Here is a 23,865-nt window from a genome sequence, read left to right on the forward strand (position 1 = left end):
ATTACCCCAGATTCTTGCCCAACAACGCGTGATACAACTCGCTGTCGCCCAGAATCCCCACCACATGATTGTTATCGTGCAGCACCAGCTTGTTGCCGGTCTGATAACGAATCTGCAGCGCATCACGCATGCCGATGTTCGACTCCACCAGCGTTGGCTTGCGCTCCAGGCCTTCCACTGCTTGCCCCGGTACCCAGTTCTGCAGGTTCAGCACCGAGCCGTTCTGGCGTGCGCCTTTGATGGTGTTGCCTTCGGCCAGGTCCAGCCACGAGTCGCCGCCCGGATCCAGGCACACCGAGCCGTTGATGCGTTTGCACTTGTCCAGCGTGCGCATCAGGCTGCGGCCGCAGAGCACGTTGAGCGGATTGGTGTGGGCGACGAAGGTGCGCACATAGTCGTCCGCCGGGTTGAGGACGATCTCTTCCGGCACGCTGTACTGGATGATCCGACCGTCCTTCATGATCGCGATGCGGCTACCCAGTTTGAGCGCTTCATCGAGGTCGTGGCTGACGAACACGATGGTCTTACTCAGCTTGCGTTGCAGCTCCAGCAGTTCATCCTGCAGGCCTTGGCGGATCAGCGGGTCGAGAGCCGAGAACGGTTCGTCCATCAGCAGAATATCGGCGTCCATGGCCAGCGCGCGGGCGAGGCCGACGCGCTGCTGCATGCCGCCGGAGAGTTCGTCCGGCTTCTTGTTGCGCCACTGGGTCAGGCCGACCAGTTCGAGCTTCTCGTCGACCAGTTTCTTGCGTTCCTTCTCCGGTCGACCCTGCATTTCCAGACCGAAACTGATGTTCTCGCGCACTGTCAGCCAAGGCATCAGGGCGAACTTCTGGAACACCATGGCAATGCGCTTGGTGCGCATCATTTTCAGCTCGGCGGGCGTGCAGGACGCGATGTCGATCTGGCGGTTTTCATGCTCGACAAACAGCTTGCCGCGGCTCACGGTGTTGAGGCCGTTGATGCAGCGCAGCAGGCTCGACTTGCCCGAGCCGGACAGGCCCATCAGCACGCAGATCTCGCCCTTGTTGATGTCCAGCGTGGCTTTTTCCACGCCGACGATCTGACCGGTCTTCTTCAGGATCTCGTTGCGGGTCATGCCCTGATCGAGCAGCTTGAGTGCCTCGCGCGGATCCTTGGAGAAGATTACGTCGACGTCTTCGAAGCGAATTATGCTCATGCGTCACCCCCTACTTTGGCGTCGGGTTGTTTGCAGATACGGTCGAGCATGATCGCCAGCAGTACGATTGCCAGGCCTGCTTCGAAGCCCAGCGCAATATCAGCAGTGTTCAGTGCGTTGACCACCGGTTTGCCGAGTCCGTCGGCGCCGACCAGTGCCGCGATCACCACCATCGACAGCGACAGCATGATGCACTGGGTGATGCCGGCCGCGATGCTCGGCATGGCGTGCGGCAGTTCGATCCTTGAGAGCAATTGGCGACGCGAGCAGCCGAAGGCCTTGCCGGCGTCCATCAGTTCTTGCGGGACATCGCGGATGCCCAGGTAGGTCAGGCGGATCGGCGCCGCGATGGCGAAGACCACCGTGGAGATCAGGCCCGGAACCACACCCAGCCCGAAGAGGGTCAGGGTAGGAATGAGGTAAACGAAGGTCGGTACGGTCTGCATCAGATCGAGCACCGGCCGCATCATGGTGTAGAACATCGGTTTGTGCGCGGCGACGATGCCCAGCGGCACGCCGATCAACACGCAGACCAGGGTGGCGAACAGCACCTGGGCGAGGGTTTCCATGGTTTCCTGCCAGTAACCCAGGTTGAGGATCAGCAGGAACGAGGCGACCACGAACGCGGTCAGGCCCCACTTGCGTTGAATCAGATGAGCGATGATGGCAATCAGGCCAATCAGCACCAACGGGTTGAACCAGGTCAGCGCAAACGTCACGCCGTGGATCATCGTTTCCAGTGTCACGGCGATTGCGTCGAAGGTGTTGGCGCCGTGTTGCGTCAACCATTCGACGAAGCCCGCGATGTACTGGCCTAAAGGTATTTTCTGATCAATCAGCATGGTAGTGAACGTCCGCATGCAAGGAAATTAACAGCCCGGGCAGGCACGCCTGCCCGGCATAAGCGGTGCCTTTCAAATCAAGGCGCGAGCTTGGCTTTCACGGCCTCCAGGCCTGGTTTACCGTCAATGGTGGTCACGCCAGCGAGCCAGGTATCGAGCACCTGTGGATTCTTTTTCAGCCAGGCCTTGGCGGCCGCGTCAGGCTTCATCTTGTCGTCGAGGATGTTGCCCATCAGTTCACTTTCCATGTCGACGGTGAACTCCAGGTTTTTCAACAGCTGACCGACATTGCTGCATTCTTCGGCGTAACCCTTGCGGGTGTTGGTCGCCACGGTGGCTGCGCCGAAATCGGGGCCGAAGAAATCGTCGCCGCCGGTCAGGTATTGAATCTTGAAGCGCTTGTTCATCGGGTGCGGTGCCCAGCCGAGAAAGACCACGGCGGTGTCGCGCTTCTGCGCCCGGTCGACTTGCGAGAGCATGCCGGCCTCGGAGGATTCGACGATCTTGAAGCCAGCGGTTTTCAGGCCGAAGGCATCCTTGTCGATCATGCTCTGGATCAGCCGGTTGCCGTCGTTGCCCGGCTCGATGCCGTAGATCTTGCCGTCGAGCTCTTTCTTGAATTTGGCAATGTCGGCGAAGTCATGCAGGCCTTTGTCATACAGGGCTTGCGGCACGGCGAGGGTGTATTTGGCGCCCTTGAGGTTGGTGCGCACGGTGTCGACGGTGCCGGCATCGCGATACGGCTTGATGTCGTTCTCCATGGTCGGCATCCAGTTACCGAGAAACACGTCCATGTTCTTGCCGTCGGCCAGCGACTTGTAGGTCACGGGCACGGAGATCATGGTGGTCTTGGTCTTGTAGCCGAGGGCGTTGAGAACAACGGAAGTGGTAGCGGTGGTGGCGGTGATGTCGGTCCAGCCGACATCGGAGAAGTTAACGAGGCTGCACTGTGCCGGTTCTGCGGCTTGCGCCAGTAACGGCAGACTCAGCAGGGCGGCCAACAACAACGACGGGGAACCTTTCATGGATGGACTCCTTGGTGTTTTTTTTGGCAGTGTTCCGACTGTGGACCACCGCACTTATGGGTTGCGGTTGGTGGCGTTCTGACGACAGCTCTACCGCAGCGCCTTGCAATCGAGTCATCCCGATCATGTACCAGTGAAAATCTGACGCCTACAGGGAGGGTCGTATCCAGTACAGGGATGGTCGCTTCCAGTGTCGGTGACGTCGCTTACAGCTTTTTTCCGCCCCCGATGACCTGCTCGACGGCATAAAAACGGCGTATTTGCGGGGCGAAAACGTAACGACGCTGCTGGACATGACTGCGTCGGTGTCAGACGCCGAGCGCGCCGACAAAAGCCCGATGATGCCGGCATTCGGCGGATCGCAGCTTGAGCGTAGCAGCTCCGCCAGCGGGCGCTTTTGCCGCCCGGACCGGTATTCTCAGGAGCTTCGCAGCAATGGCTATCAGCGTTTTCGACCTGTTCAAAATCGGCATCGGCCCTTCCAGTTCCCACACCGTCGGGCCAATGCGCGCCGCCGCACTGTTCGTCGAGTCGCTGCGCGGCAAGCATCAGCTGGAACAGGTGCGGCGCATCGAGGTGCAGTTGTTCGGATCGCTTTCCGCCACCGGCATCGGTCACGGCAGCGACAACGCAGTGATCATGGGCCTGATGGGCGAGTGGCCGGACGCAATCGACCCGGCGCAGATCGGCCCGCGCATTCAGGCGCTGCGTGAAACCCATACGCTTTTACTGGATGGTCGCCTGTCGGTGCCGTTTGTGTGGGCGCGGGACATGCGCCTGATCGATGAAAACCTGCCATTCCATCCCAACGCCATGACGCTGGTGGCCGAAGGCGAGTTCGGTGAGCTGCACCGTGACACCTACTATTCGGTCGGCGGCGGATTCGTCGTTGATGAGGCGCAGGCCAGCAGCGGTGTGGTCGATCTGGATCGCACCGAATTACCCTACGATTTCTCCAGTGCGGTCGAGCTGCTGGAGTTGTGCAAAACGCACAACCTGCGTGTTGCCGAACTGATGATGGCCAACGAAAAGGTCTGGCGCAGCGAAGAAGAGATCCGTGCCGGGCTGATGAAACTGTGGCGGGCGATGCAGGATTGCGTCGAGCAAGGCCTCAAGCACGAAGGCATTCTGCCCGGCGGCCTGAACGTGCGGCGGCGTGCGGCGAAGTTGCACCGCAGCCTGCAAGAGCTGAACAAACCGAACGTCATCGGCTCGACCCTGAGCGCCATGGAGTGGGTCAACCTGTTCGCCCTGGCCGTCAATGAAGAGAATGCCGCCGGCGGGCGCATGGTTACCGCGCCGACCAACGGCGCGGCGGGGATCATCCCGGCGGTGCTGCACTACTTCATGAAATTCAGCGAAGCGGTCACCGACGCCAACGTCGTCGACTATTTCCTCGGCGCGGCGGCGGTCGGCATTCTGTGCAAGAAGAACGCTTCGATCTCTGGGGCCGAGGTCGGCTGCCAGGGCGAGGTCGGTTCGGCTTGCGCGATGGCGGCGGCGGGGCTGGCGGAGATTCTCGGCGCCACGCCCGAGCAATTGTGCAACGCGGCGGAAATCGGCCTGGAGCACAATCTGGGCCTGACCTGCGACCCGGTCGGTGGCCTGGTGCAGGTGCCGTGCATCGAGCGCAATGCAATCGCGGCAGTGAAAGCGATCAACGCGGCGCAAATGGCCCTGCGCGGCGACGGGCAGCACTTTATCTCGCTGGACCGGGTGATCCGCACCATGCGCGATACCGGCGCCGATATGCATGACAAATATAAAGAAACTTCGCGCGGTGGCTTGGCGGTCAGTGCGGTTGAATGCTGAGCCAGCCACACCGAGGTGGATTCTTCGCGAGCAGGCTCGCTCCCACAATAGATCTCCAGTGAACACAATATTTGTGAACCCCAGATTCCAGTGTGGGAGCGAGCCTGCTCGCGAAGGCGCCAGACCAGTCAAAACTGCTCGACAAAAGAACACCCCGATCCAGCCACGCCACCTTTTGGCGCGTCGCAATCAGACAAGCCTCACTGGCAGTCGTGACTCTTCAGTCGTTACCTGACCGTCCGTCGTCCGTGCTTGCGGTGACACTCTGTGCAAATCCGCTGCAGGCCAGTTCCCACAAGTGCTACCGATCTGCTCACAGGCTGCGCGGCAGGGCTCTGGCGGCGCTTGATGGCACTTCGAAATGGCGTGTTCCGAGGTCTCGTATAGACGCGTCGCGAGGTCGTTTTCAGGAGTTATTGAATGGCCGTCCAATTTCAGGCACGGCAATTGCTCTGTCATAACAAAGCCTGCTTTCTCCGTGAGACGCGGGCAATAACAAGAGCCTCCGCCTGAGGCCGCCACCCGCTTTGTGTGAGGAGATACCGCGATGACGTCGTTCAACTCCGGGGCCCAACCCCAGAACCGTGCGCCTCAATCCATCGGCTTTCTGCTGCTGGACAATTTCACGCTGATTTCCCTGGCGTCCGCCGTTGAGCCGCTGCGCATGGCCAACCAGTTGTCCGGTCGCGAGCTGTATCGCTGGAGCACCCTCACCGTCGATGGCGGCCAGGTCTGGGCCAGTGACGGTCTGCAGATCACTCCCGACGCCTCCATGCACAAAGCCCCGCCCCTGGACACGGTGATCGTCTGCGGCGGCATCGGCATTCAACGTACCGTAACCCGTGAACACGTCTCGTGGCTGCAAAGCCAGGCGCGCCAGTCCAAGCGCCTGGGCGCGGTGTGCACCGGCAGTTGGGCGCTGGCCTGTGCCGGTCTGCTCGACGGCTTCGATTGCAGCGTGCACTGGGAATGCCTGGCGGCAATGCAGGAAGCCTTCCCGCGGGTGGCCATGAGCACACGCCTGTTCACCCTCGACCGCAACCGCTTCACCAGCTCCGGCGGCACCGCGCCGCTGGACATGATGCTGCACCTGATCAGCCGCGATCACGGTCGTGAACTGTCGGCAGCGATCTCGGAAATGTTCGTCTACGAGCGCATCCGCAACGAACAGGATCACCAACGTGTGCCGCTCAAGCACATGCTCGGCACCAACCAGCCGAAGTTGCAGGAAATCGTCGCGCTGATGGAAGCCAATCTGGAAGAGCCGATCGATCTGGATGAACTGGCGGTGTATGTCGCGGTGTCGCGTCGACAGCTGGAGCGGTTGTTCCAGAAATACCTGCACTGCTCGCCGTCACGCTATTACCTGAAGCTGCGCCTGATCCGCGCCCGGCAACTGCTCAAGCAGACGCCGATGTCGATCATCGAAGTGGCGTCGGTGTGTGGTTTCGTCTCCACGCCGCACTTCTCCAAGTGCTACCGCGAGTACTTCGGCATCCCGCCGCGTGACGAGCGCGTCGGTTCCAACACCACCCAGCAAGTGGCGATGCTGCCACTGCCGCAGGCCATCGTGATGTCACCGCTGTCGGGGCCGATGTCAGCGCTGAGTCAGGCGCGCAATGAGTCGACGTTTGCCAGCGTAAGGCTGTAGACCGAGTCATCGTTTTTCGCGAGCAGGCTCGCTCCCACAGTCGGAATGCATTCCAGGGTGGGAGCGAGCCTGCTCGCGAAGGGGTTTCTCAGGCGCTGTGGGACTGCTGGTAATCCGAGAGGGCCGGCAACAACTGCTTGTCGATCGCCTGGCGCACCGCCGGCTGAATGCTGGCGCCACTGGTGTACATGTCCTTGACCATCTTGCGCAGTTCGAATGCGCGAACATTATCCAGGCCACGCACCGCGCACTCACAGGCCTGCTCGGCGGTGGTACCGCTCGGCACCTGAATACCCAAGGCCTTGAGCTGGCCCAACAGATCTTCCTGGTCAATCAAATCGGCGTACATCATTACGCAAATCCTTCTGTGGCAACGGAGGTCTTGGCTCGATTCTGGTGGCCCCGACCGGACGCGGCAAGGGCGTTTTGTCGCGGTGGCCGGGACGACTATGAACAGGTCGTTTTCGGCTAACCGACTGGATGGGCGACTAGGCACACTGGCCCCAGCTCGCTTCACGAAGGTTTGGTCACCCTCGCCTGGCAGCTCCTCAACAGTACCCTCCTCAGCTCCGATCCTGTCACGGCTTGATCGGAGTTTTTTTTGCTTGTGAATCAGCCAGAGATTTGTTGTTCCCGCTGATGCTTTCGCGAGCAGGCTCGCTCCCACTTTGCAATGCGTACTCCTGTGGGAGCGAGCCTGCTCGCGAAGAACGATGACGCGGTTCAACGTTGCAACACCAGAACCCGCGACAACAACTCATCCCGGTCGACATAGCAGCCCTGAAAATGCCGCGCCCCGGTCGCTGGATCAAAGGCATTGCGCGCATGCAGCGTGCGGCGGTTGTCAAAGCACCACATCTCGCCCGGCTTGAGCCGCTGCATCAGCCGGAATCGCGGCGCGCGGGTCATCGCAATCAAGCGCCGATAGGCGCGATACAGCAACGGCATCTGCGCCACCGACGTATCGAACGCCCCGCGCAAAAAGTTGGCCATGCGAATCTCCGCCACCCGGCCCAGCGCATCCACAGCGATGATCGGCGCCAGGCAGCGGTAATCGCTGTGCCGGTCCTTGTTGCGAAATTCCACGGGGATTTCACACAGGGCCTCAAACAGCTGTGGCTCCTCCTGACGCAAGGCGTCGGCGATCGCAAAACCATCGACGAAAATACTTTCGCCACCCTCGGCATCATTCACCAGGCAATGCAGAAATTGCAGTCCCGGTTGCAGTTCACGAGTCGGTAGATCGGTGTGCAATGGCAGGTTGAAGGCGGTGTAGGCGTTGCTGTCGGCGTCGGCTTTGGATTGCACATTGAACAGCACGCCGAAGTTGCTTTCGCGGATGAAGGAAATCCGCTGCGCGATGAGCTTCAGCGAGCCTGGCTCGGTGGGCACGCCGCGCACTTGGGTCAGGCCGATGTCGCGCACGGCGAGCAACCATTGCAGCAGCGCGGCGTTGTCGTTCATCAGCGCGGTGTAGTCGAACACCGGCAACTGCAGATCGCTGTGCCACAAATGGGGCTGCGGTTTGCCGGCCAGGCGTTCGGCGCGGGATTCATCGTCGTAGGCATGTGCGCGCAACCAGCCCGGGTCGAAGCGGCTGAGGTGACCGTCCTGCCAGTCGATGCGCAGGCAACCATCGGTGTCGATGCGCGTGGCCAGCGCTTGCAAATCCTCGGCGGCATCGACGCTTTCAAAGACTTGCTCGCGAGTGACGCTGTAGACACATTGATCACACGGGCAATTGTCGCGCAGCCATACGTGGTGAAACGGGCTGACACGTCCGTCAGCCCATTCGATGACAACGCGATCCGCCAGACCCTGCACGCCACCGAGCGCGCTGATCAACGGATAAGTACGAAAATCGGCAACAGCGACGGCGGTATTCATGGCGGCTCCTTGGCAGTGGGGGATTTACCGAGCGGGTGGCAGCGCGATCACGCGGCCGATGTAAGCGGGAGCGGGCAGGTCGGTCTGGTCGGCGACGATGGCTTGCAGGCGATGTAACGTATCAGGGCTGAACGGCGCCGAGCGCGGGCCGGCGAGGTCGACGTGCAGGAGCATCTGTTCGTTGCCGGCCAACTCTTGCTCATCGCCGATTTTGTGCAGGCTGTGGTAGAGGTGCAGGCGCTTGCTGTCGTGGCCGATGATTTGCGTGCGCACTTCCACCTCGGTGTCGAGCTTCACTTCGTGCAGATAATTGAGGTGCAGCTCAAGGGTGAACAGCGAGTGGCCGCTGGCCTCGCGGTTGCTGCTGTCCATGCCGAGGCGGTCCATCAGCGCATCGGTGGCGTAGCTGAAGATCAGCAGGTAAAAGGCGTCGCGCAGGTGGCCGTTGTAGTCGACCCAGTCGGGGATGATGGTGGTCTGGTAGGTGGTGAGGTGGGGCATGGTTTCGGTTCCCGCAGTTGATGGGTGAAGATCAAGAGCAACCCCCTCACCCCAGCCCTCTCCCCCAAGGGGGCGAGGGGGAGAGGGAGCCGATTTTCGAGCCTTTCAAGTCCAGAGTTCGACGCAGTGGTCAAGTCGGCGTAGCTTGCAAAAACACCTCGGTCAGTCCCCTCTCCCTCCGGGAGAGGGTTAGGGTGAGGGCAGCGGTGCCATGTCATACGCATTACTCGCTGAAACTCATTCCATGCTTTTCCTTGGTGGTCTTCACCGCTTCAAGCACCGCCAGCAAACAATCATCACGATAGCGCTCCAGCGCGGAAATGCTGTGCCGACCGAGCTGATCGGTGGTGCCATCGACCACATCATCAATCAGCTTGTCTGTCAGCTCCGGTGCCGGCAGATACGTCCACGGCAACTGCAACGCCGGGCCGAATTGCGACATGAAGTGGCGCATGCCGGCATCGCCGCCGGCCAGGGTGTAAGTCAGGAAAGTGCCCATGAACGACCAGCGCAGACCGGCGCCGAAGCGAATCGCATCGTCGATTTCGCCGGTCGTCGCGACACCGTCGTTGACCAGGTGCAACGCCTCGCGCCACAGCGCTTCGAGCAGGCGATCGGCGATGAAACCCGGCACTTCCTTGCGCACATGCAACGGGCGCATGCCGAGGGATTGGTAGACTTGCATCGCCGCTTGCACCGCCTCTGGCGCGGTATTTTTGCCGCCGACGACTTCGACCAGCGGCAACAGATAAACCGGGTTGAACGGATGCCCGACCACGCAGCGTTCAGGGTGCGTCGAACTCTCATAGAACTCGCTGGGCAAAAGGCCTGAAGTGCTGGAGCCGATCAGCGCATCGGGCTTGGCGGCGGCGCTGATCTTGCTGTGCAGATCGAGCTTCAGTTCCAGCCGTTCCGGGGCGCTTTCCTGAATGAAATCGGCGTCACGCACGCACTCCTCGATGGTTGCGACAAAGCGCAGACGATCCTGCGAAGCGCCGGGCGCCAGGCCGTTCTTCTCCAGCGCACCCCAGGCATTGGCCACACGTTGGCGCAGTGCCGCTTCGGCGCCGGGCGCCGGGTCCCAGGCCACTACATCGAGGCCGTGGGCGAGGGCGCGGGCGACCCAGCCACTGCCGATGACACCGCTGCCGAGGGCGGCGAAGGTTTTGATTTCGGTGATAAAGCGCATGACGATTTCCTGAAGAGTTCGAAGAGCCCTGTAGGAGCTGCCGAAGGCTGCGATCTTTTGATCTTGCTTCTAAAAATCAAAGTCAAAAGATCGCAGCCTTCGGCAGCTCCTACAGGTGAAATGGGTGATGGATCAGCCGCGCGGGGTCAGGCCCATTTTCTGGCGGCCTTCCGCCGGCGTGAGCACCCGGGCACCGAGGCGGCTGAGGATTTCCGTGGCGCGTTCAACCAATTGGGCATTGGTCGCCAGCACACCCTTGTCCAGCCACAGGTTGTCTTCCAGCCCGACCCGCACGTTGCCGCCCAGCAGCACCGCTTGCGCCGCCATCGGCATCTGCATGCGGCCGATGCCGAAGCCGGCCCACACCGCGTCGGCGGGCAGGTTGTCGACCATGGCTTTCATCGTGGTGGTGTCGGCCGGTGCGCCCCACGGGATGCCCAGGCACAGCTGGAAGAGCGGGTTGTCGAGCAAGCCTTCCTTGATCATCTGCTTGGCGAACCACAGATGCCCGGTGTCGAAAATCTCCAGTTCGGCCTTCACGCCCAGCTCGGTGATGCGCTTGGCGCCGGCGCGCAGTTGCGCCGGGGTAGAGACGTAAATGGTGTCGCCGTCGCCGAAGTTCAGCGTGCCGCAATCGAGGGTGCAGATTTCCGGCAGCAGTTCTTCAACATGGGCGAGACGGGTCAGCGGACCGACCAGATCGGTGTTCGGGCCGAACTCCATCGGCTTCTCGCCAGCGCCGATTTCCAGGTCGCCGCCCATCCCGGCGGTGAGGTTGACGATGATGTCGACGTCGGCCTCGCGGATGCGCTCCATCACTTCGCGGTACAGCGCCACGTCACGGCTGAACTTGCCGGTCTGCGGGTCGCGCACATGGCAGTGCACGACGGTGGCGCCGGCCTTGGCCGCTTCCACCGCGGCAGCGGCAATCTGTTTCGGGGTGACCGGCACGTGTGGGCTCTTGGCGGTCGTGTCGCCAGCACCGGTGAGTGCGCAGGTGATGATGACGTCGTGGTTCATGGTGCGTTTCCTTCAGGCGTGATGGGTCTGTCCGCAGCCCGTGGCGGGGCTGCGAAGCGTGGTTCAGTTGCCTCTCCCATCTGGAAGAGGGGGTTTCAATAAAGGGTTATTTGCTGGTCAGCTGGAGGTTTTCAGCAGCCGGTTTGCCATCGAAAGTCGTCACACCTTCAAGCCAGCGCTGTTTGTCTTCGGGGTGATCCTTGAGCCACTGCTTCGCCGACTCGAAGGCGTCCTTGTGATCGAGCAGCGGCTGCATCATCCGGCTCTCGGCTTCGGCGGTGAAAGTCAGGTTGGTCAGCAGGCGGCCGATGTTCGGGCATTGCTCGGCGTATTTCGGCGCGGTGACCGTCCACACCGTGGCCATGCCTTCGTTCGGGCCGAGGGCGTCTTCGCTGCCGGTGAGGTAGGTCATCTGAATGTTGACGTTCATCGGGTGCGGCGCCCAGCCGAAGAACACCACGGCTTCCTTGCGGCGCACGGCGCGGTCGACGGCGGCGAGCATGCCAGCCTCGCTCGATTCGACCAGTTGGAATTTGCCCAGGCCAAACTGGTTTTTGGCGATCATCGCTTTGATCTGTGTGTTGGCGCCCGAGCCTGGCTCGATGCCGTAGATCTTGCCGCCCAGTTCCTTCTCGAACTTGGCGATGTCGGCGAAGGTTTTCAGGCCCTTGTCAGCCAGATAGGTCGGCACGGCGAGGGTGGCGCGGGCGTCTTTCAGGCTCGGTGCTTCGAGCACTTTCACCTGATTGGCCTCGACGAATGGCGTGATGGTCTGCGTCATCAGCGGGTTCCAGTAGCCGAGGAACAGGTCCAGGCGCTGATCGCGGATCCCGGCGAAGATGATCTGCTGCGAAGCGCTGGTCTGTTTGGTGCTGTAGCCGAGGCCGTCGAGCAGGACCTGGGTCATGGCACTGGTGGCGATCACGTCAGTCCAGTTGACCACGCCCATGCGGACGTTCTTGCAGGAGGCCGGTTCGGCCGCCATCACGCCGGTGCTGAAGAAAGCGGTACCGCTGAGTGCAAGAACGCAGCTGCTGATCAGTCGTTTCATGTCGGGTTCCTCGGCAGTTCGATTATTGTGGTTCCCGGCGTCTGCGCGCCGGTGAGGCCAAGTTACGCAGCTATGCACCCGTGAAAGCGCACTGCGGCGACTGGCATTTGCACTGTAGCGACCTGCACGCTTGAACGCCGCCGACAATCGGCGTATCAACAAGCCACGCGTCCGCCAACCGAGTGCGCCCATGTCCCAGGATTTCTACTTTTTGCTGATGCCGGGGTTCTCCGCCATCGGCTTTATTTCCGCGATCGAACCGTTGCGCGTGGCCAACCGCTTTCGCGGCGAGTTGTACCGCTGGCATGTGCTCAGCGCCGATGGCGGCGCGGTATTGGCGAGCAACGGCATGTCGGTCAACGCCGATGCGGCACTGGAGCCGCTGAAGAAAGGCGCGACCTTGCTGGTGGTGGCCGGCTTCGAACCGCTGAAGCTCATCACGCCGACACTGGAGCACTGGTTGCGCAGGCTGGACAAGGACGGCGTAACCCTCGGCGCCATCGACACCGGCAGCTTCGTCCTCGCCGAAGCAGGCCTGCTCGATGGCCATCGCCTGACCCTGCACTGGGAGGCGATCGATGCGTTCAAGGAGTCTTATCCACAGCTCAGCGTGACCCAGGAACTGTTTGAGATCGACCGCCGACGGATCACCTCGGCGGGTGGCACGGCCTCGATTGATCTGATGCTTGACCTGATCGCCCAGGCCCACGGCCCGCAACTGGCGATTCAGGTCAGCGAGCAGTTTGTGCTCGGGCGCATCCGCCCGCGCAAGGATCACCAGCGCATGGAAGTCGCCACGCGTTACGGGATCAACAACAAGAAATTGGTGCAGGTGATCGGCGAAATGGAACAGCACAGCGAACCGCCGCTGACCACGCTGCAACTGGCCGAGTCGATCAAGGTGACCCGGCGGCAACTGGAGCGTTTGTTCCGGCTGCATCTGAACGATACGCCGAGCAACTTCTATCTGCGGTTAAGGCTTGAGAAGGCCCGGCAATTGCTGCGCCAGACAGATATGAGCGTGCTCGAAGTGAGCATTGCCTGCGGTTTTGAATCTCCGTCGTATTTCACCCGCAGTTACCGCGCGCGTTTCGCCCGCTGCCCTAGGGAAGACCGGCGTACCGCACAGGCCTGAATGGATGCACACAAAACCAATGTGGGAGCGAGCCTGCTCGCGAAGACGGCGTGTCAGTCAATACAGGATTGACTGATTCACCGCTTTCGCGAGCAGGCTCGCTCCCACATTTGGATCTTCATTGTCTGAAAAAAAACTTACTTCTTCACCAACGCCGAACACGCCGCTTTGTACGCCTCATGCTGATATTTGTTCAGCGTCTCCGGCAGCTCGAAATTGTGCTTCTTGGCCTGCGCATTGATCGTCTGCGGCGACAACAACATCACCTCGCACCCATCAAGCAACTGAAACACGCCTTCGATCTTGAACGTCGTCGGCCCACCGGCGAACTCGCCCTTTTTGCTGCGCTTCTTGATCGCGATCCGGTCCACCGAGTTCTCCCGCACAAACGACGCCACCTGCGCCGCAAACCGACGCACATTCGCCGCCTCGTCATCGTCGTCGAGGGCGATCTTCCTGGTGGCAAGGGGAACGTGGCTCAAAGCTGAGCCGTCGAGCGCAGCCAAGGCGATGATCGCTTCGCTGCCTTTGATTTCAATGCCGCAGATGTTCATGGGCGAGTGACCTTATGAGCGAATTGGATGGCGGTCATGTTGACGCAGTCGGGCGGTCAAGTCACCTCGCGTCGGTGCGGCAGCGGAGCAGACCGCTGGTCGGAAATCGTTGTCGACCTGTAATTTCTGACAGTAGACGCGCTCCCGACTGGCGCCTAGCTTGATTGTCGGGGGATTGGGACGAATGTCGCCCTTTTCCATACCTGACCTCGCTCAAGGGATTGAAGACATGAAGCTGCGCAAGAACATTCGTTCGTTGACCCCAAGTGAAAAAGACAACTTCGTCGATGCCTGCCTCCAGCTCAAACAGGCAGGTCAATACGATGAGTATGTGCACCTGCATCACCAAGTCATGAAGCCCACGGTTTTGCCACATGAACCAAACGATCCAAACTACCGTAATGGCGCTCATAGGGGGCCTTCGTTCCTGCCCTGGCATCGGGCATTTTTGCTGAAGTTCGAAAATGACCTTCAGGCGATCAACCCCTCCATCACGATTCCTTACTGGAACTGGACTGAAGATGCTGCCGATCCGGTCAATTCTCCGGTATGGGCTGAGGATTTTATGGGTGGTAATGGTGTAGAGCACGAAGGCTGGCGTGTAGCAACGGGGCCGTTCGCTTATGAAAAGGGCAAGTGGCCGGTTCCCTCCTATCCGGATGATGATTTGCCAGGTCTTGGTCTGAAGCGCCAGTTCGGGCTGGTCGTGAATTCACTGCCGACACCGCAAGATCTGCAAGTGGCGTTACGCGAAAGCCTCTACGACACCCCGCCTTATGATTCCGGCCCGACTGTGCGCGGCTTCCGAAACCGTCTGGAAGGCTGGATCACCCAGCGCGGTGATCCGCAGGTAACCACTACGGGTTCGCAACTGCATAACCGCGTCCACCTCTGGGTGGGCGGCAATATGCTGTCGATGACCTCTCCAGATGATCCGGTGTTCTTTCTGCATCACTGTTTTGTCGACAAAGTCTGGGCCGACTGGCAGTCACTGATGCTCCAGAGCAACGAACATTGGGTGCCGCATTACGCGCCGCTGGTCAATGGTCCGAAAGGACATAACTACGATGATTTGCTCGAGCCGTTTGCCCAGACTGCTCGGGACGTGAGCGATATCGCTGACCTGGGGTATGAATATGAGGGGCCACGTCTGATCCTCGATCAGGCGAAACCTCGGTCTCCTTTTCACGACTGATGCGGGCAGCGGGTGGCGGTGTGAATGCCTGGCTATTACAGCAGGCAATCACGCCGTTTAGAGCTCAAGCTGCTCTGAGGTGATTCCAAAGGCCGCCGCAATTTTCTCGCGGGTGGCCTTGCGGGGTTTGGCGACTGTTTCCTGCTGGGCAAACGCCGGTTGCGATATACCCATGCGCTTCGCCACTTCTTCCTGCGTCAGGTTGAGATGTTCGCGTCAGGCGCGGATCGGTGTTGCGCCATCAACCATATGGCTGACCACTTCATGAGGAATCATTGATTTATCCTTTGTATGTTTATTCCTGCCCGATCGACTCCAAAAACTCCGACCGCTCATCACTCATCCGCGCCACGCAGTCATTCTGCGCAATCTTGAACGCCTTGCTGCCTTCAGTTGCCGGGAACGCTTCCACTGCGCAATCCGCATCGCGGGTTTTCAGCCACTGCTGCTGGGCGGTTTTCAGTTTGGCGGTGATGTCGGCCAGTTGCGTCGGGTTCTTGCCGTAGGCGGTCTGCATGCGTTCGTTGAGGCTGGCGTAGTTGTCTTTGAGCAGGTCTTCGGCGGTGCTGCGGCTGTAGGCGGAGCATTCCAGGGTCTGGATGTCGTTTTCCACCGCGTCGCACGGGTTGTTCTCGGATTCTTCGGCGGCGTGGGCGCCGGTCGCAATCAGTGCCAGGGCGAGGAAGATCGATTTCATTGGGGTCGCTCTAATCCGTTGGTAGGTGCAGGCTGCGGCAGATTCTGGCGCAAGCGCGCGGGCTTGAACAGCCAGCCGAGGAGGGCGGCCGACGACCCTTTGTCGCGGATTGACGCTTTCGGCAATTCCCCTGTCGTTTTTGCACCCGGTCGCCCCGGCACCGAGGCATATGCTGGCCCCAAAGCGCCGGCAGACGATTCGGCGCATGAATCGCCAATAAGGGGACGCCTGATGAGCCCAGCCGAATTACACGCCGACAGCATCGTTATCGACGGTCTGATCATTGCCAAATGGAACCGCGAGCTGTTCGAAGACATGCGCAAGGGCGGTCTGACGGCGGCCAACTGCACTGTGTCGGTGTGGGAAGGCTTTCAGGCGACCGTGAACAACATTGCTGCCAGCCAGAAACTGATCCGCGAAAACAGCGACCTGGTGATGCCGGTGCGCACCACCGCCGACATCCGTCGGGCCAAGGAGCAGGGCAAGACCGGTATCCTCTTCGGCTTCCAGAATGCCCACGCTTTCGAAGACCAGATCGGCTACGTCGAGGTGTTCAAGCAGCTCGGCGTCGGCATCGTGCAGATGTGCTACAACACCCAGAATCTGGTCGGCACCGGGTGCTACGAGCGTGATGGCGGCCTGTCAGGTTTCGGTCGCGAGATCGTTGCCGAGATGAACCGCGTCGGCGTCATGTGCGACCTGTCCCACGTCGGTTCCAAGACCTCCGAAGAAGTCATTCTCGAATCGAAAAAACCGGTCTGCTACTCGCACTGCCTGCCATCGGGTCTCAAAGAGCATCCGCGCAACAAATCCGATGCAGAGCTGAAGTTCATTGCCGACCACGGCGGTTTTGTCGGCGTGACCATGTTCGCGCCGTTCCTCGCCAAGGGCATCGATTCGACCATCGACGATTACGCCGAAGCCATTGAATACACCATGAACATCGTCGGCGAAGACGCCATCGGTATCGGCACCGATTTCACTCAGGGTCACGGCCAGGACTTCTTCGAATACCTGACCCACGACAAGGGTTACGCCCGCCGCCTGACCAGCTTCGGCAAGATCATCAACCCCCTGGGCATCCGCACCGTCGGCGAATTCCCCAACCTCACCGAAACCCTGCTCAAGCGCGGCCATTCCGAGCGCGTGGTGCGCAAGATCATGGGCGAGAACTGGGTAAGCGTTCTTAAGAACGTCTGGGGCGAATAACGCTTTCTCAAGACCGCCGCCGATCTGCCCCCTCTCCTGCGGGAGAGGGCTGGGGTGAGGGCCGCGGCCAACACTGAACCATCATTTTTCTGGAGTTAAGTTTCCATGGCCAAGATCGCCCCGCAATTGCCTATCGAAGTCGACAGCGAGACCGGTGTCTGGACCTCCGACGCCCTGCCAATGCTGTATGTGCCGCGTCACTTTTTCGTCAACAACCACATGGGCATCGAGGAAGTGCTCGGCGCTGAAGCCTACGCCGAGATCCTCTACAAGGCCGGCTACAAATCTGCCTGGCACTGGTGTGAGAAAGAAGCCAAATGCCACGGCCTGGAAGGCGTCGCGGTGTTCGAACACTACATGAAGCGCCTGTCGCAGCGCGGCTGGGGCCTGTTCAAGATCCAGGACATCGACCTCGACAAAGGCACCGCCAGCGTCAAGCTCGAGCACTCCGCATTCGTCTATGTCTACGGCAAGGTCGGGCGCAAGGTCGATTACATGTTCACCGGCTGGTTCGCCGGCGCCATGGACCAGATTCTCGAAGCCCGTGGCAGCAAGATCCGTACTGTGGCCGAACAAGTCTACGGAGGCTCCGAAGAGGGCCACGATGACGGCTTGTTTATCGTCAAGCCGTTGTAAGCCGAGGACCGTGCCATGGCTTTCGAAGCAATGTTCCAGCCGATCCAGATCGGCAAACTGACCATCCGCAACCGCGTGCTCAGCACCGCGCACGCCGAGGTCTACGCGACTGACGGTGGCATGACCACCGACCGCTACGTCAAATACTACGAAGAGAAAGCCAAGGGCGGTATCGGCCTGGCCATCTGCGGCGGTTCGTCCGTCGTGGCGATCGACAGCCCACAGGAATGGTGGAGTTCGGTCAATCTGTCCACCGACCGGATCATTCCGCACTTCCAGAATCTGGCCGACGCCATGCACAAGCATGGCGCCAAGATCATGATCCAGATTACCCACATGGGTCGTCGCTCGCGCTGGGACGGTTTCAACTGGCCGACCTTGATGTCGCCCTCGGGCATCCGTGAACCGGTGCACCGCGCCACTTGCAAAACCATCGAGCCTGAAGAGATCTGGCGAGTGATCGGCAACTACGCCCAGGCTGCGCGCCGGGCCAAGGCTGGTGGCCTCGATGGCGTCGAACTGTCGGCCGTGCACCAGCACATGATCGACCAGTTCTGGAGCCCGCGCGTCAACAAGCGTACCGATGAATGGGGCGGCACCTTCGAAGGGCGGATGAAGTTCGGCCTGGAAGTCCTGAAAGCCGTGCGCGCCGAGGTCGGTGACGACTTCTGCGTGGGCATGCGCCTGTGTGGTGACGAGTTCCACCCGGACGGCTTGTCCCACGAGGACATGAAGCAGATCGCCAAGTATTACGACGACACCGGCATGCTCGATTTCATCGGCGTGGTCGGCTCGGGTTGCGATACCCACAACACCCTGGCCAACGTTATTCCGAACATGAGTTATCCACCGGAGCCGTTCCTGCATCTGGCTGCCGGGATCAAGGAAGTGGTCAAGGTGCCGGTGCTGCACGCGCAGAACATCAAGGACCCGAACCAGGCCACGCGCATCCTTGAAGGCGGTTACGTCGACATGGTCGGCATGACCCGCGCGCACATCGCCGACCCGCACCTGATCGCCAAGATCAAGATGGGCCAGATCGATCAGATCAAGCAGTGCGTGGGCGCCAACTATTGCATCGACCGCCAGTATCAGGGGCTGGACGTGCTGTGCATCCAGAACGCCGCGACCTCCCGTGAGTACATGGGCGTGCCCCACATCATCGAAAAATCCACCGGGCCGAAACGCAAGGTGGTCATCGTCGGTGCCGGCCCGGCCGGGATGGAAGCCGCACGCGTAGCGGCCGAGCGTGGCCATGACGTCACGCTGTTCGAGAAAAAAGACTTCATCGGCGGGCAGATCACCACCGCATCGAAAGCACCGCAACGTGACCAGATCGCCGGCATCACTCGCTGGTTCCAGCTGGAACTGGCGCGGCTGAAAGTTGATCTGCGCCTGGGCACGGCGGCGGATGCCGACACCATCATGGACCTGCGTCCGGACGTGGTGGTGCTGGCGGTTGGCGGTCATCCGTACCTTGAGCAGAACGAACACTGGGGCGCGGCCGAGGGGCTGGTGGTCAGCAGCTGGGACGTGCTCGACGGCAAGGTTGCGCCGGGCAAGAACGTGCTGGTCTACGACACCATTTGCGAGTTCACCGGCATGTCGGTCGCCGACTTCCTCGCCGACAAGGGCAGCCAGGTCGAGATCGTCACCGACGACATCAAACCGGGCGTGGCCATCGGCGGCACGTCGTTCCCGACCTACTACCGCAGCATGTACCCGAAAGAAGTGATCATGACCGGCGACATGATGCTGGAGAAGGTCTACCGCGAAGGCGACAAGCTGATCGCGGTGCTGGAGAACGAATACACCGGTGCGAAAGAGGAGCGGGTGGTCGATCAGGTGGTCGTCGAAAACGGCGTACGCCCGGACGAGGAAATCTACTACGCCCTCAAGGACGGCTCGCGCAACAAGGGCCAGATCGACGTCGAAGCGCTGTTCGCGATCCAGCCGCAACCTTCGCTGAGCGAAGCGGGCGACGGCTACTTGCTGTTCCGCATCGGCGACTGCGTGGCGCAGCGTAATACCCATGCCGCAATCTATGACGCACTCAGACTGTGTAAAGACTTTTAAGGCTTGCACATAACCCTGTGGGAGCGAGCCTGCTCGCGAATGCAATCTGCCAGTTGGCGCTGATGTCGACTGACCCAACGCTTTCGCGAGCAGGCTCGCTCCCACAGTAAAGCGGATCGTGTTTCTCCAGGCTGTCTGGTGGGAGCTTCACCATGTTGAACACCCTTCTTCCAATCCTGTTGTTCGCAGCCCTGGGCCTTGCGGTCCTCGGCGCGTTGCGGCGGATGAACATGTGGCGCCGAGGACGGGCGGCGAAGGTCGATCTGCTCGGCGGTCTGCTGGCCATGCCCAAGCGCTACATGGTCGACCTGCACCACGTCGTCGCGCGGGACAAATACATTGCCAACACCCACGTCGCCACGGCGGGCGGTGCGGTGGCGTCGATTGTGCTGGCCATTCTGGTGCACGGTTTCGGCCTGCATAACCGCATCCTCGGCTACGCCTTGCTGCTGATGTCGGCGGTGATGTTTGTCGGCGCGATCTTCATGTATCTGCGCCGGGTCAATCCGCCTGCGCGTCTGTCGAAAGGCCCATGGATGCGCCTGCCGAAAAGCCTGCTGGCCTTCTCCGCGTCGTTTTTCCTGGTGACCCTGCCGGTTGCCGGGATCCTGCCGGAAAACTTCGGCGGTTGGGTGCTCGCCGCCATCCTCGGTGTTGGCGTGCTGTGGGGCGTGTCGGAACTGTTCTTCGGCATGACCTGGGGCGGGCCGATGAAACACGCCTTTGCCGGTGCTCTGCACCTGGCCTGGCACCGCCGTCCGGAACGCTTTGGTGGCGGGCGCTCGACCGGTTTGAAGCCGCTGGACCTGAACAATCCCGATGCGCCGCTGGGCGTGGAAAAACCCAAGGATTTCACCTGGAACCAGTTGCTCGGTTTCGACGCCTGCGTGCAGTGCGGCAAGTGCGAAGCAGCGTGCCCGGCCTTCGCCGCCGGCCAGCCGCTCAATCCCAAGAAACTGATCCAGGACATGGTCGTCGGCCTCGCCGGCGGCACTGACGCGAAGTTCGCCGGCAGCCCGTATCCGGGCAAACCAATCGGCGAGCATGGCGGCAATCCGCACCAACCGATCGTCAACGGTCTGGTCGATGCCGAAACCCTGTGGTCGTGCACCACCTGCCGCGCCTGCGTTGAGGAATGCCCGATGATGATCGAGCACGTCGATGCGATCGTCGACATGCGCCGGCATCTGACCCTGGAAAAAGGCGCGACGCCGAACAAGGGTGCCGAAGTCCTTGAAAACCTGATCGCCACCGACAACCCTGGCGGTTTCGCCCCGGGCGGGCGGATGAACTGGGCGGCGGATCTGAACCTTGATCTGCTCAGCGAAAAGAAATCCACCGACGTGCTGTTCTGGGTCGGCGACGGCGCCTTCGACATGCGCAACCAGCGCACCCTGCGCGCGTTCGTCAAAGTGCTGAAAGCGGCGAAAATCGACTTCGCCGTGCTCGGCCTCGAAGAGCGAGACAGTGGTGATGTGGCACGGCGTCTCGGCGACGAAGCGACGTTCCAGTTGCTGGCCAAGCGCAACATCCAGACGTTGGCCAAATACAGCTTCAACCGCATCGTCACCTGCGATCCGCACAGTTTCCATGTGCTGAAAAACGAGTACGGCGCCTTCGATGGCAACTACCTGGTGCAGCACCACAGCACCTACATGGCCGAGATCATTCAGGCCGGCGCGCTCAACCTCGGTCAGCACAAAGGCAACAGCGTGACCTATCACGATCCGTGCTACCTGGGCCGCTACAACGGCGAGTACGAAGCGCCGCGCGAAGTGCTGCGTGCCCTCGGCATCGAAGTCAAAGAGATGCAACGTTCCGGCTTCCGCTCACGCTGCTGCGGCGGTGGTGGCGGCGCGCCGATCACCGACATTCCGGGCAAGCAACGCATCCCCGACATGCGCATGGAAGACATCCGCGAAACCGGCGCCGAGCTGGTGGCGGTGGGTTGTCCACAGTGCACGGCGATGCTCGAAGGCGTGGTCGAGCCGCGTCCGCTGATCAAGGACATCGCCGAACTGGTGGCCGACGCGTTGCTCGAAGAAGCCACGCCAAGCAAGCCGGCCGCGCCGGCCAAACGTGAACCTGCGGAGGTGCACTGATGAGCGACATTATCCGCCGCGACCCGCGCGCCGAATGGATTGCCCGTAACCGTTTGCATCCGCTGCACGCGGCGATGCAACCGGCGCAACACAGCTGGATGGGGCCCAACGGCGTCATCCGCAAGAATCTGCACGGCATGGGTTTTATCGGCCCTAACGGCATCAAACGCATTGACCGCAGCGGTGCGCAGCAGGGCGGGGCAGTCAAACGCTCGGCTGCTGTTGAAGTGCAGTTGCCGCTGCATCAAGTGCCGACCCCGGCGTTCTACATCAGCGTGGTGCCGGACATGGTCGGCGGTCGCTTGAGCAGCCACGATCGCGACTTGCTTGGGCTCGCCCATCAACTCGCTGGCCAGGACGGCGCCGTATTGGCGGTGGTCTTTGGCGAGCACAAGGAAAACGCTTTCGCCACTGCCGGGGTGGATCGCCTGCTGCTGCTCGAGGGCGATGAATTTAGCGGTTATGCACCGGAACAACGCGCGCAGGGTTTGCGCGCTGTGGATAATCAATTCAACCCGCGTCACTGGTTGCTGCCGGACAGCCGCAGCGGTGGCGGCGAACTCGGCCGGCGCTTTGCTGCAGCACTGGGCGAGCGTCCGGCCACGCGGGTCTGGCAGGTCAAGGATCAGGAATGCATCGGCCGCGCCGGGGCCGGATTGCAAGACCTGGCGCGTCCAGTGGCGCGGTTGATTCTCGCCGCTGCCGAATGCGCCGAGCCGGTCAGCGAAACCCGTCACGAAGCGTTGCCAGTGGAGTTATCCACAAGCGTTGCGCGCAGTCTGTCGCGAATCGAGGATCTCGGTGCAGTGGCGGTTGACCCGGCGGCTATCCCGATGGCCGAAGCCGAGTTCATCTTCTCCGGCGGCAACGGGGTCAAGGATTGGCAGCTGTTTCACGAAACAGCTGCGGCCCTCGGCGCCACCGAAGGCGCTTCGCGGGTTGCGGTGGACGACGGCTTCATGGCCCGGGATCGCCAGGTCGGCGCGTCCGGCACTTGGGTCACTGCGCGGGTTTATGTGGCTGTGGGTATCTCTGGCGCGATCCAGCACCTGCAAGGCATTGGCGCCTGCGACAAGGTGGTGGCGATCAACCTCGATCCGGGTTGCGACATGATCAAGCGTGCCGACCTTTCCGTGATCGGCGAAAGCGCAGAGATTCTGCAAGCGTTGATCGAAGCGGTCGCGGCATACCGCAACGAAGCCAAGCGCGATGCGGCTTAAGGAAACCCTATGAACACGAACGTTATCAGTCTGGTTTCAATCGGCGCTCACCCGACTTCGGGTCGGCCACGGCGCGCCGATCAGGATGCGCGCGCGGTGGAACTGGGCCTGCAACTGGCTGGGGATAACCTGCAAGTGCTGCACGCCGGTGATGTTGCCGAACCGGCCCTGCGTGCCTATCTGGGCATGGGCCTGGAACAGCTGCATGTGCTGGAACAACCCGCTGGCGCCGACGCCTTGCCAGCGCTGACCGCGTACCTGCGCGATGCCGGGGCGCAAGTAGTGCTGACCGGCAGTCAGGCGGAAACCGGCGAAGGTTCGGGGATGTTGCCGTTCCTCCTGGCCGAAGGTCTGGGCTGGCCGTTGGTGGTAGGCCTGGCGCAAGTCGAATCAATCAACGAGGGCTCGGCGCTGGTGTTGCAAGCGCTGCCGCGCGGGCAGCGTCGACGCTTGAAGGTGAAGCTGCCGTTTCTGGCGACTGTGGATAACGCCGCGCCGAAGCCTCGGCAAAGTGCGTATGGCCCGGCGCGACGGGGCGAATTGGCCGCCGATGACGTTGAGGTGGTAGAGGACGAATTGTTGGCCGTCGCCACACTGCAACCGGCCAAGCCAAGGCCCAAGCGCTTGAAGGTGATCAAGGCCAAGAGCGGGGCTGACCGGATGAAGGCGGCGACGGCCAAGGCCAGTGGAGGCGGGGGGCAGGTGCTCAAAGGCGTTACTGCCCAAGCCGGGGCTGAAGCGATTCTGAAGCTGCTGATTGAAGAAGGCGTTGTCCGCTGAAAAGCCCCTCACCCTAGCCTCTCCCAGAGGGAGAAGGGACCTACCGCGGTGAATTGGCCAAGTACACCGACCTGCGACATGGCGGTGGCCTTGGTCTGGCCAA

General features: G+C 61.2%; 21 protein-coding genes and 1 pseudogene. 10 read left to right on the top strand and 12 right to left on the bottom strand.

Features of this window, described 5'->3' with window-relative positions; all coding sequences use genetic code 11:
* Window position 1: 1 nt before the first annotated feature.
* The 3 genes from choV to KVG85_RS21905 all read right to left on the bottom strand — a co-directional run bounded on the left by choV (window position 2) and on the right by KVG85_RS21905 (window position 3,047).
* Window positions 2-1,180 carry a choline ABC transporter ATP-binding protein gene (choV, locus tag KVG85_RS21895; protein WP_217865024.1) on the bottom strand — a complete coding sequence of 393 codons (1,179 nt, stop codon included), beginning with the start codon at window positions 1,178-1,180 and terminating at the stop codon, window positions 2-4.
* Complete coding sequence (choW, locus tag KVG85_RS21900; protein WP_016772805.1) at window positions 1,177-2,022, bottom strand: choline ABC transporter permease subunit; 846 nt, start codon at window positions 2,020-2,022, stop codon at window positions 1,177-1,179. Before choW ends, choV begins: the two co-directional genes overlap by 4 nt.
* A 77-nt stretch (window positions 2,023-2,099) precedes the next feature.
* On the bottom strand, window positions 2,100-3,047 hold the full coding sequence (locus KVG85_RS21905) for a choline ABC transporter substrate-binding protein (RefSeq protein WP_016772806.1): 948 nt from the start codon (window positions 3,045-3,047) through the stop codon (window positions 2,100-2,102).
* A 435-nt stretch (window positions 3,048-3,482) separates the two neighbouring features.
* On the opposite strand from KVG85_RS21905, the gene KVG85_RS21910 reads away from it, so the two are divergent.
* Window positions 3,483-4,859: an L-serine ammonia-lyase gene (locus KVG85_RS21910; protein ID WP_122506100.1), complete on the top strand. Its 1,377-nt coding sequence runs from the start codon at window positions 3,483-3,485 to the stop codon at window positions 4,857-4,859.
* Between the two features lie 547 nt (window positions 4,860-5,406).
* On the top strand, window positions 5,407-6,510 hold the full coding sequence (gene gbdR / locus KVG85_RS21915) for a choline metabolism transcriptional regulator GbdR (RefSeq protein ID WP_007949927.1): 1,104 nt from the start codon (window positions 5,407-5,409) through the stop codon (window positions 6,508-6,510).
* Between the two features lie 88 nt (window positions 6,511-6,598).
* Here the strand turns inward: gbdR and KVG85_RS21920 are convergent, their stop codons facing one another.
* From KVG85_RS21920 to KVG85_RS21945, 6 genes are all read right to left on the bottom strand, one after another.
* Entirely contained in the window at window positions 6,599-6,862 is a 264-nt protein-coding gene (locus KVG85_RS21920) for a hypothetical protein (RefSeq protein ID WP_016772808.1), read from the bottom strand.
* Window positions 6,863-7,233: 371 nt separating this feature from the next.
* The gene (locus KVG85_RS21925) at window positions 7,234-8,397 is read right to left on the bottom strand and encodes a gamma-butyrobetaine dioxygenase (protein ID WP_217865025.1); all 1,164 of its coding nucleotides are present in this window, start codon (window positions 8,395-8,397) and stop codon (window positions 7,234-7,236) included.
* Window positions 8,398-8,421: 24 nt separating this feature from the next.
* Complete coding sequence (locus KVG85_RS21930) at window positions 8,422-8,898, bottom strand: thioesterase family protein (RefSeq protein ID WP_125916607.1); 477 nt, start codon at window positions 8,896-8,898, stop codon at window positions 8,422-8,424.
* A gap of 223 nt (window positions 8,899-9,121) precedes the next feature.
* Complete coding sequence (locus tag KVG85_RS21935) at window positions 9,122-10,087, bottom strand: L-carnitine dehydrogenase (RefSeq protein ID WP_056786523.1); 966 nt, start codon at window positions 10,085-10,087, stop codon at window positions 9,122-9,124.
* A gap of 132 nt (window positions 10,088-10,219) precedes the next feature.
* Window positions 10,220-11,107, bottom strand: coding sequence for a 3-dehydrocarnitine:acetyl-CoA trimethylamine transferase CdhC (gene cdhC, locus KVG85_RS21940; protein WP_217865026.1), 888 nt, complete (start codon window positions 11,105-11,107; stop codon window positions 10,220-10,222).
* Window positions 11,108-11,213: 106 nt separating this feature from the next.
* Window positions 11,214-12,158 (bottom strand): choline ABC transporter substrate-binding protein, encoded by a 945-nt coding sequence (locus tag KVG85_RS21945; protein ID WP_217865027.1) that lies wholly within the window; start codon window positions 12,156-12,158, stop codon window positions 11,214-11,216.
* 190 nt (window positions 12,159-12,348) lie between these two features.
* Between KVG85_RS21945 and KVG85_RS21950 the strand changes: the two genes are divergently transcribed.
* Window positions 12,349-13,293, top strand: a complete 945-nt coding sequence (locus KVG85_RS21950) for a GlxA family transcriptional regulator (protein WP_217865028.1) — start codon at window positions 12,349-12,351, stop codon at window positions 13,291-13,293.
* Window positions 13,294-13,430: 137 nt separating this feature from the next.
* Here the strand turns inward: KVG85_RS21950 and KVG85_RS21955 are convergent, their stop codons facing one another.
* Window positions 13,431-13,847, bottom strand: coding sequence for a DUF3010 family protein (locus KVG85_RS21955; protein WP_217865029.1), 417 nt, complete (start codon window positions 13,845-13,847; stop codon window positions 13,431-13,433).
* Window positions 13,848-14,076: 229 nt separating this feature from the next.
* On the opposite strand from KVG85_RS21955, the gene KVG85_RS21960 reads away from it, so the two are divergent.
* Complete coding sequence (locus tag KVG85_RS21960; protein WP_217865030.1) at window positions 14,077-15,042, top strand: tyrosinase family protein; 966 nt, start codon at window positions 14,077-14,079, stop codon at window positions 15,040-15,042.
* Between the two features lie 57 nt (window positions 15,043-15,099).
* Here KVG85_RS21960 and KVG85_RS21965 read toward each other — a convergent pair.
* Window positions 15,100-15,327: pseudogene (locus tag KVG85_RS21965) on the bottom strand (helix-turn-helix domain-containing protein); the annotation flags it as partial.
* Window positions 15,328-15,337: 10 nt separating this feature from the next.
* Window positions 15,338-15,739 (bottom strand): lysozyme inhibitor LprI family protein, encoded by a 402-nt coding sequence (locus tag KVG85_RS21970; protein WP_217865031.1) that lies wholly within the window; start codon window positions 15,737-15,739, stop codon window positions 15,338-15,340.
* 231 nt (window positions 15,740-15,970) lie between these two features.
* Here KVG85_RS21970 and KVG85_RS21975 point away from each other — a divergent pair, with 231 nt between their 5' ends.
* The 6 genes from KVG85_RS21975 to etfB all read left to right on the top strand — a co-directional run bounded on the left by KVG85_RS21975 (window position 15,971) and on the right by etfB (window position 23,762).
* Window positions 15,971-16,948 (top strand): dipeptidase, encoded by a 978-nt coding sequence (locus tag KVG85_RS21975; RefSeq protein ID WP_024014597.1) that lies wholly within the window; start codon window positions 15,971-15,973, stop codon window positions 16,946-16,948.
* A gap of 105 nt (window positions 16,949-17,053) precedes the next feature.
* Window positions 17,054-17,584, top strand: a complete 531-nt coding sequence (locus tag KVG85_RS21980; protein WP_217865032.1) for a 4-vinyl reductase — start codon at window positions 17,054-17,056, stop codon at window positions 17,582-17,584.
* Between the two features lie 15 nt (window positions 17,585-17,599).
* Complete coding sequence (dgcA, locus tag KVG85_RS21985; RefSeq protein ID WP_024014595.1) at window positions 17,600-19,660, top strand: dimethylglycine demethylation protein DgcA; 2,061 nt, start codon at window positions 17,600-17,602, stop codon at window positions 19,658-19,660.
* A 152-nt stretch (window positions 19,661-19,812) separates the two neighbouring features.
* Window positions 19,813-21,762 carry a dimethylglycine demethylation protein DgcB gene (dgcB, locus tag KVG85_RS21990; protein ID WP_217865033.1) on the top strand — a complete coding sequence of 650 codons (1,950 nt, stop codon included), beginning with the start codon at window positions 19,813-19,815 and terminating at the stop codon, window positions 21,760-21,762.
* Window positions 21,762-22,982 (top strand): electron transfer flavoprotein subunit alpha, encoded by a 1,221-nt coding sequence (gene etfA / locus KVG85_RS21995; protein ID WP_217865034.1) that lies wholly within the window; start codon window positions 21,762-21,764, stop codon window positions 22,980-22,982. Before dgcB ends, etfA begins: the two co-directional genes overlap by 1 nt.
* 9 nt (window positions 22,983-22,991) lie before the next feature.
* Entirely contained in the window at window positions 22,992-23,762 is a 771-nt protein-coding gene (etfB, locus tag KVG85_RS22000) for an electron transfer flavoprotein subunit beta (protein WP_217865035.1), read from the top strand.
* Window positions 23,763-23,865 lie beyond the last annotated feature (103 nt).

The organism is Pseudomonas triticicola, assembly GCF_019145375.1.
GTDB classification, from domain to species: Bacteria; Pseudomonadota; Gammaproteobacteria; order Pseudomonadales; family Pseudomonadaceae; genus Aquipseudomonas; species Aquipseudomonas triticicola.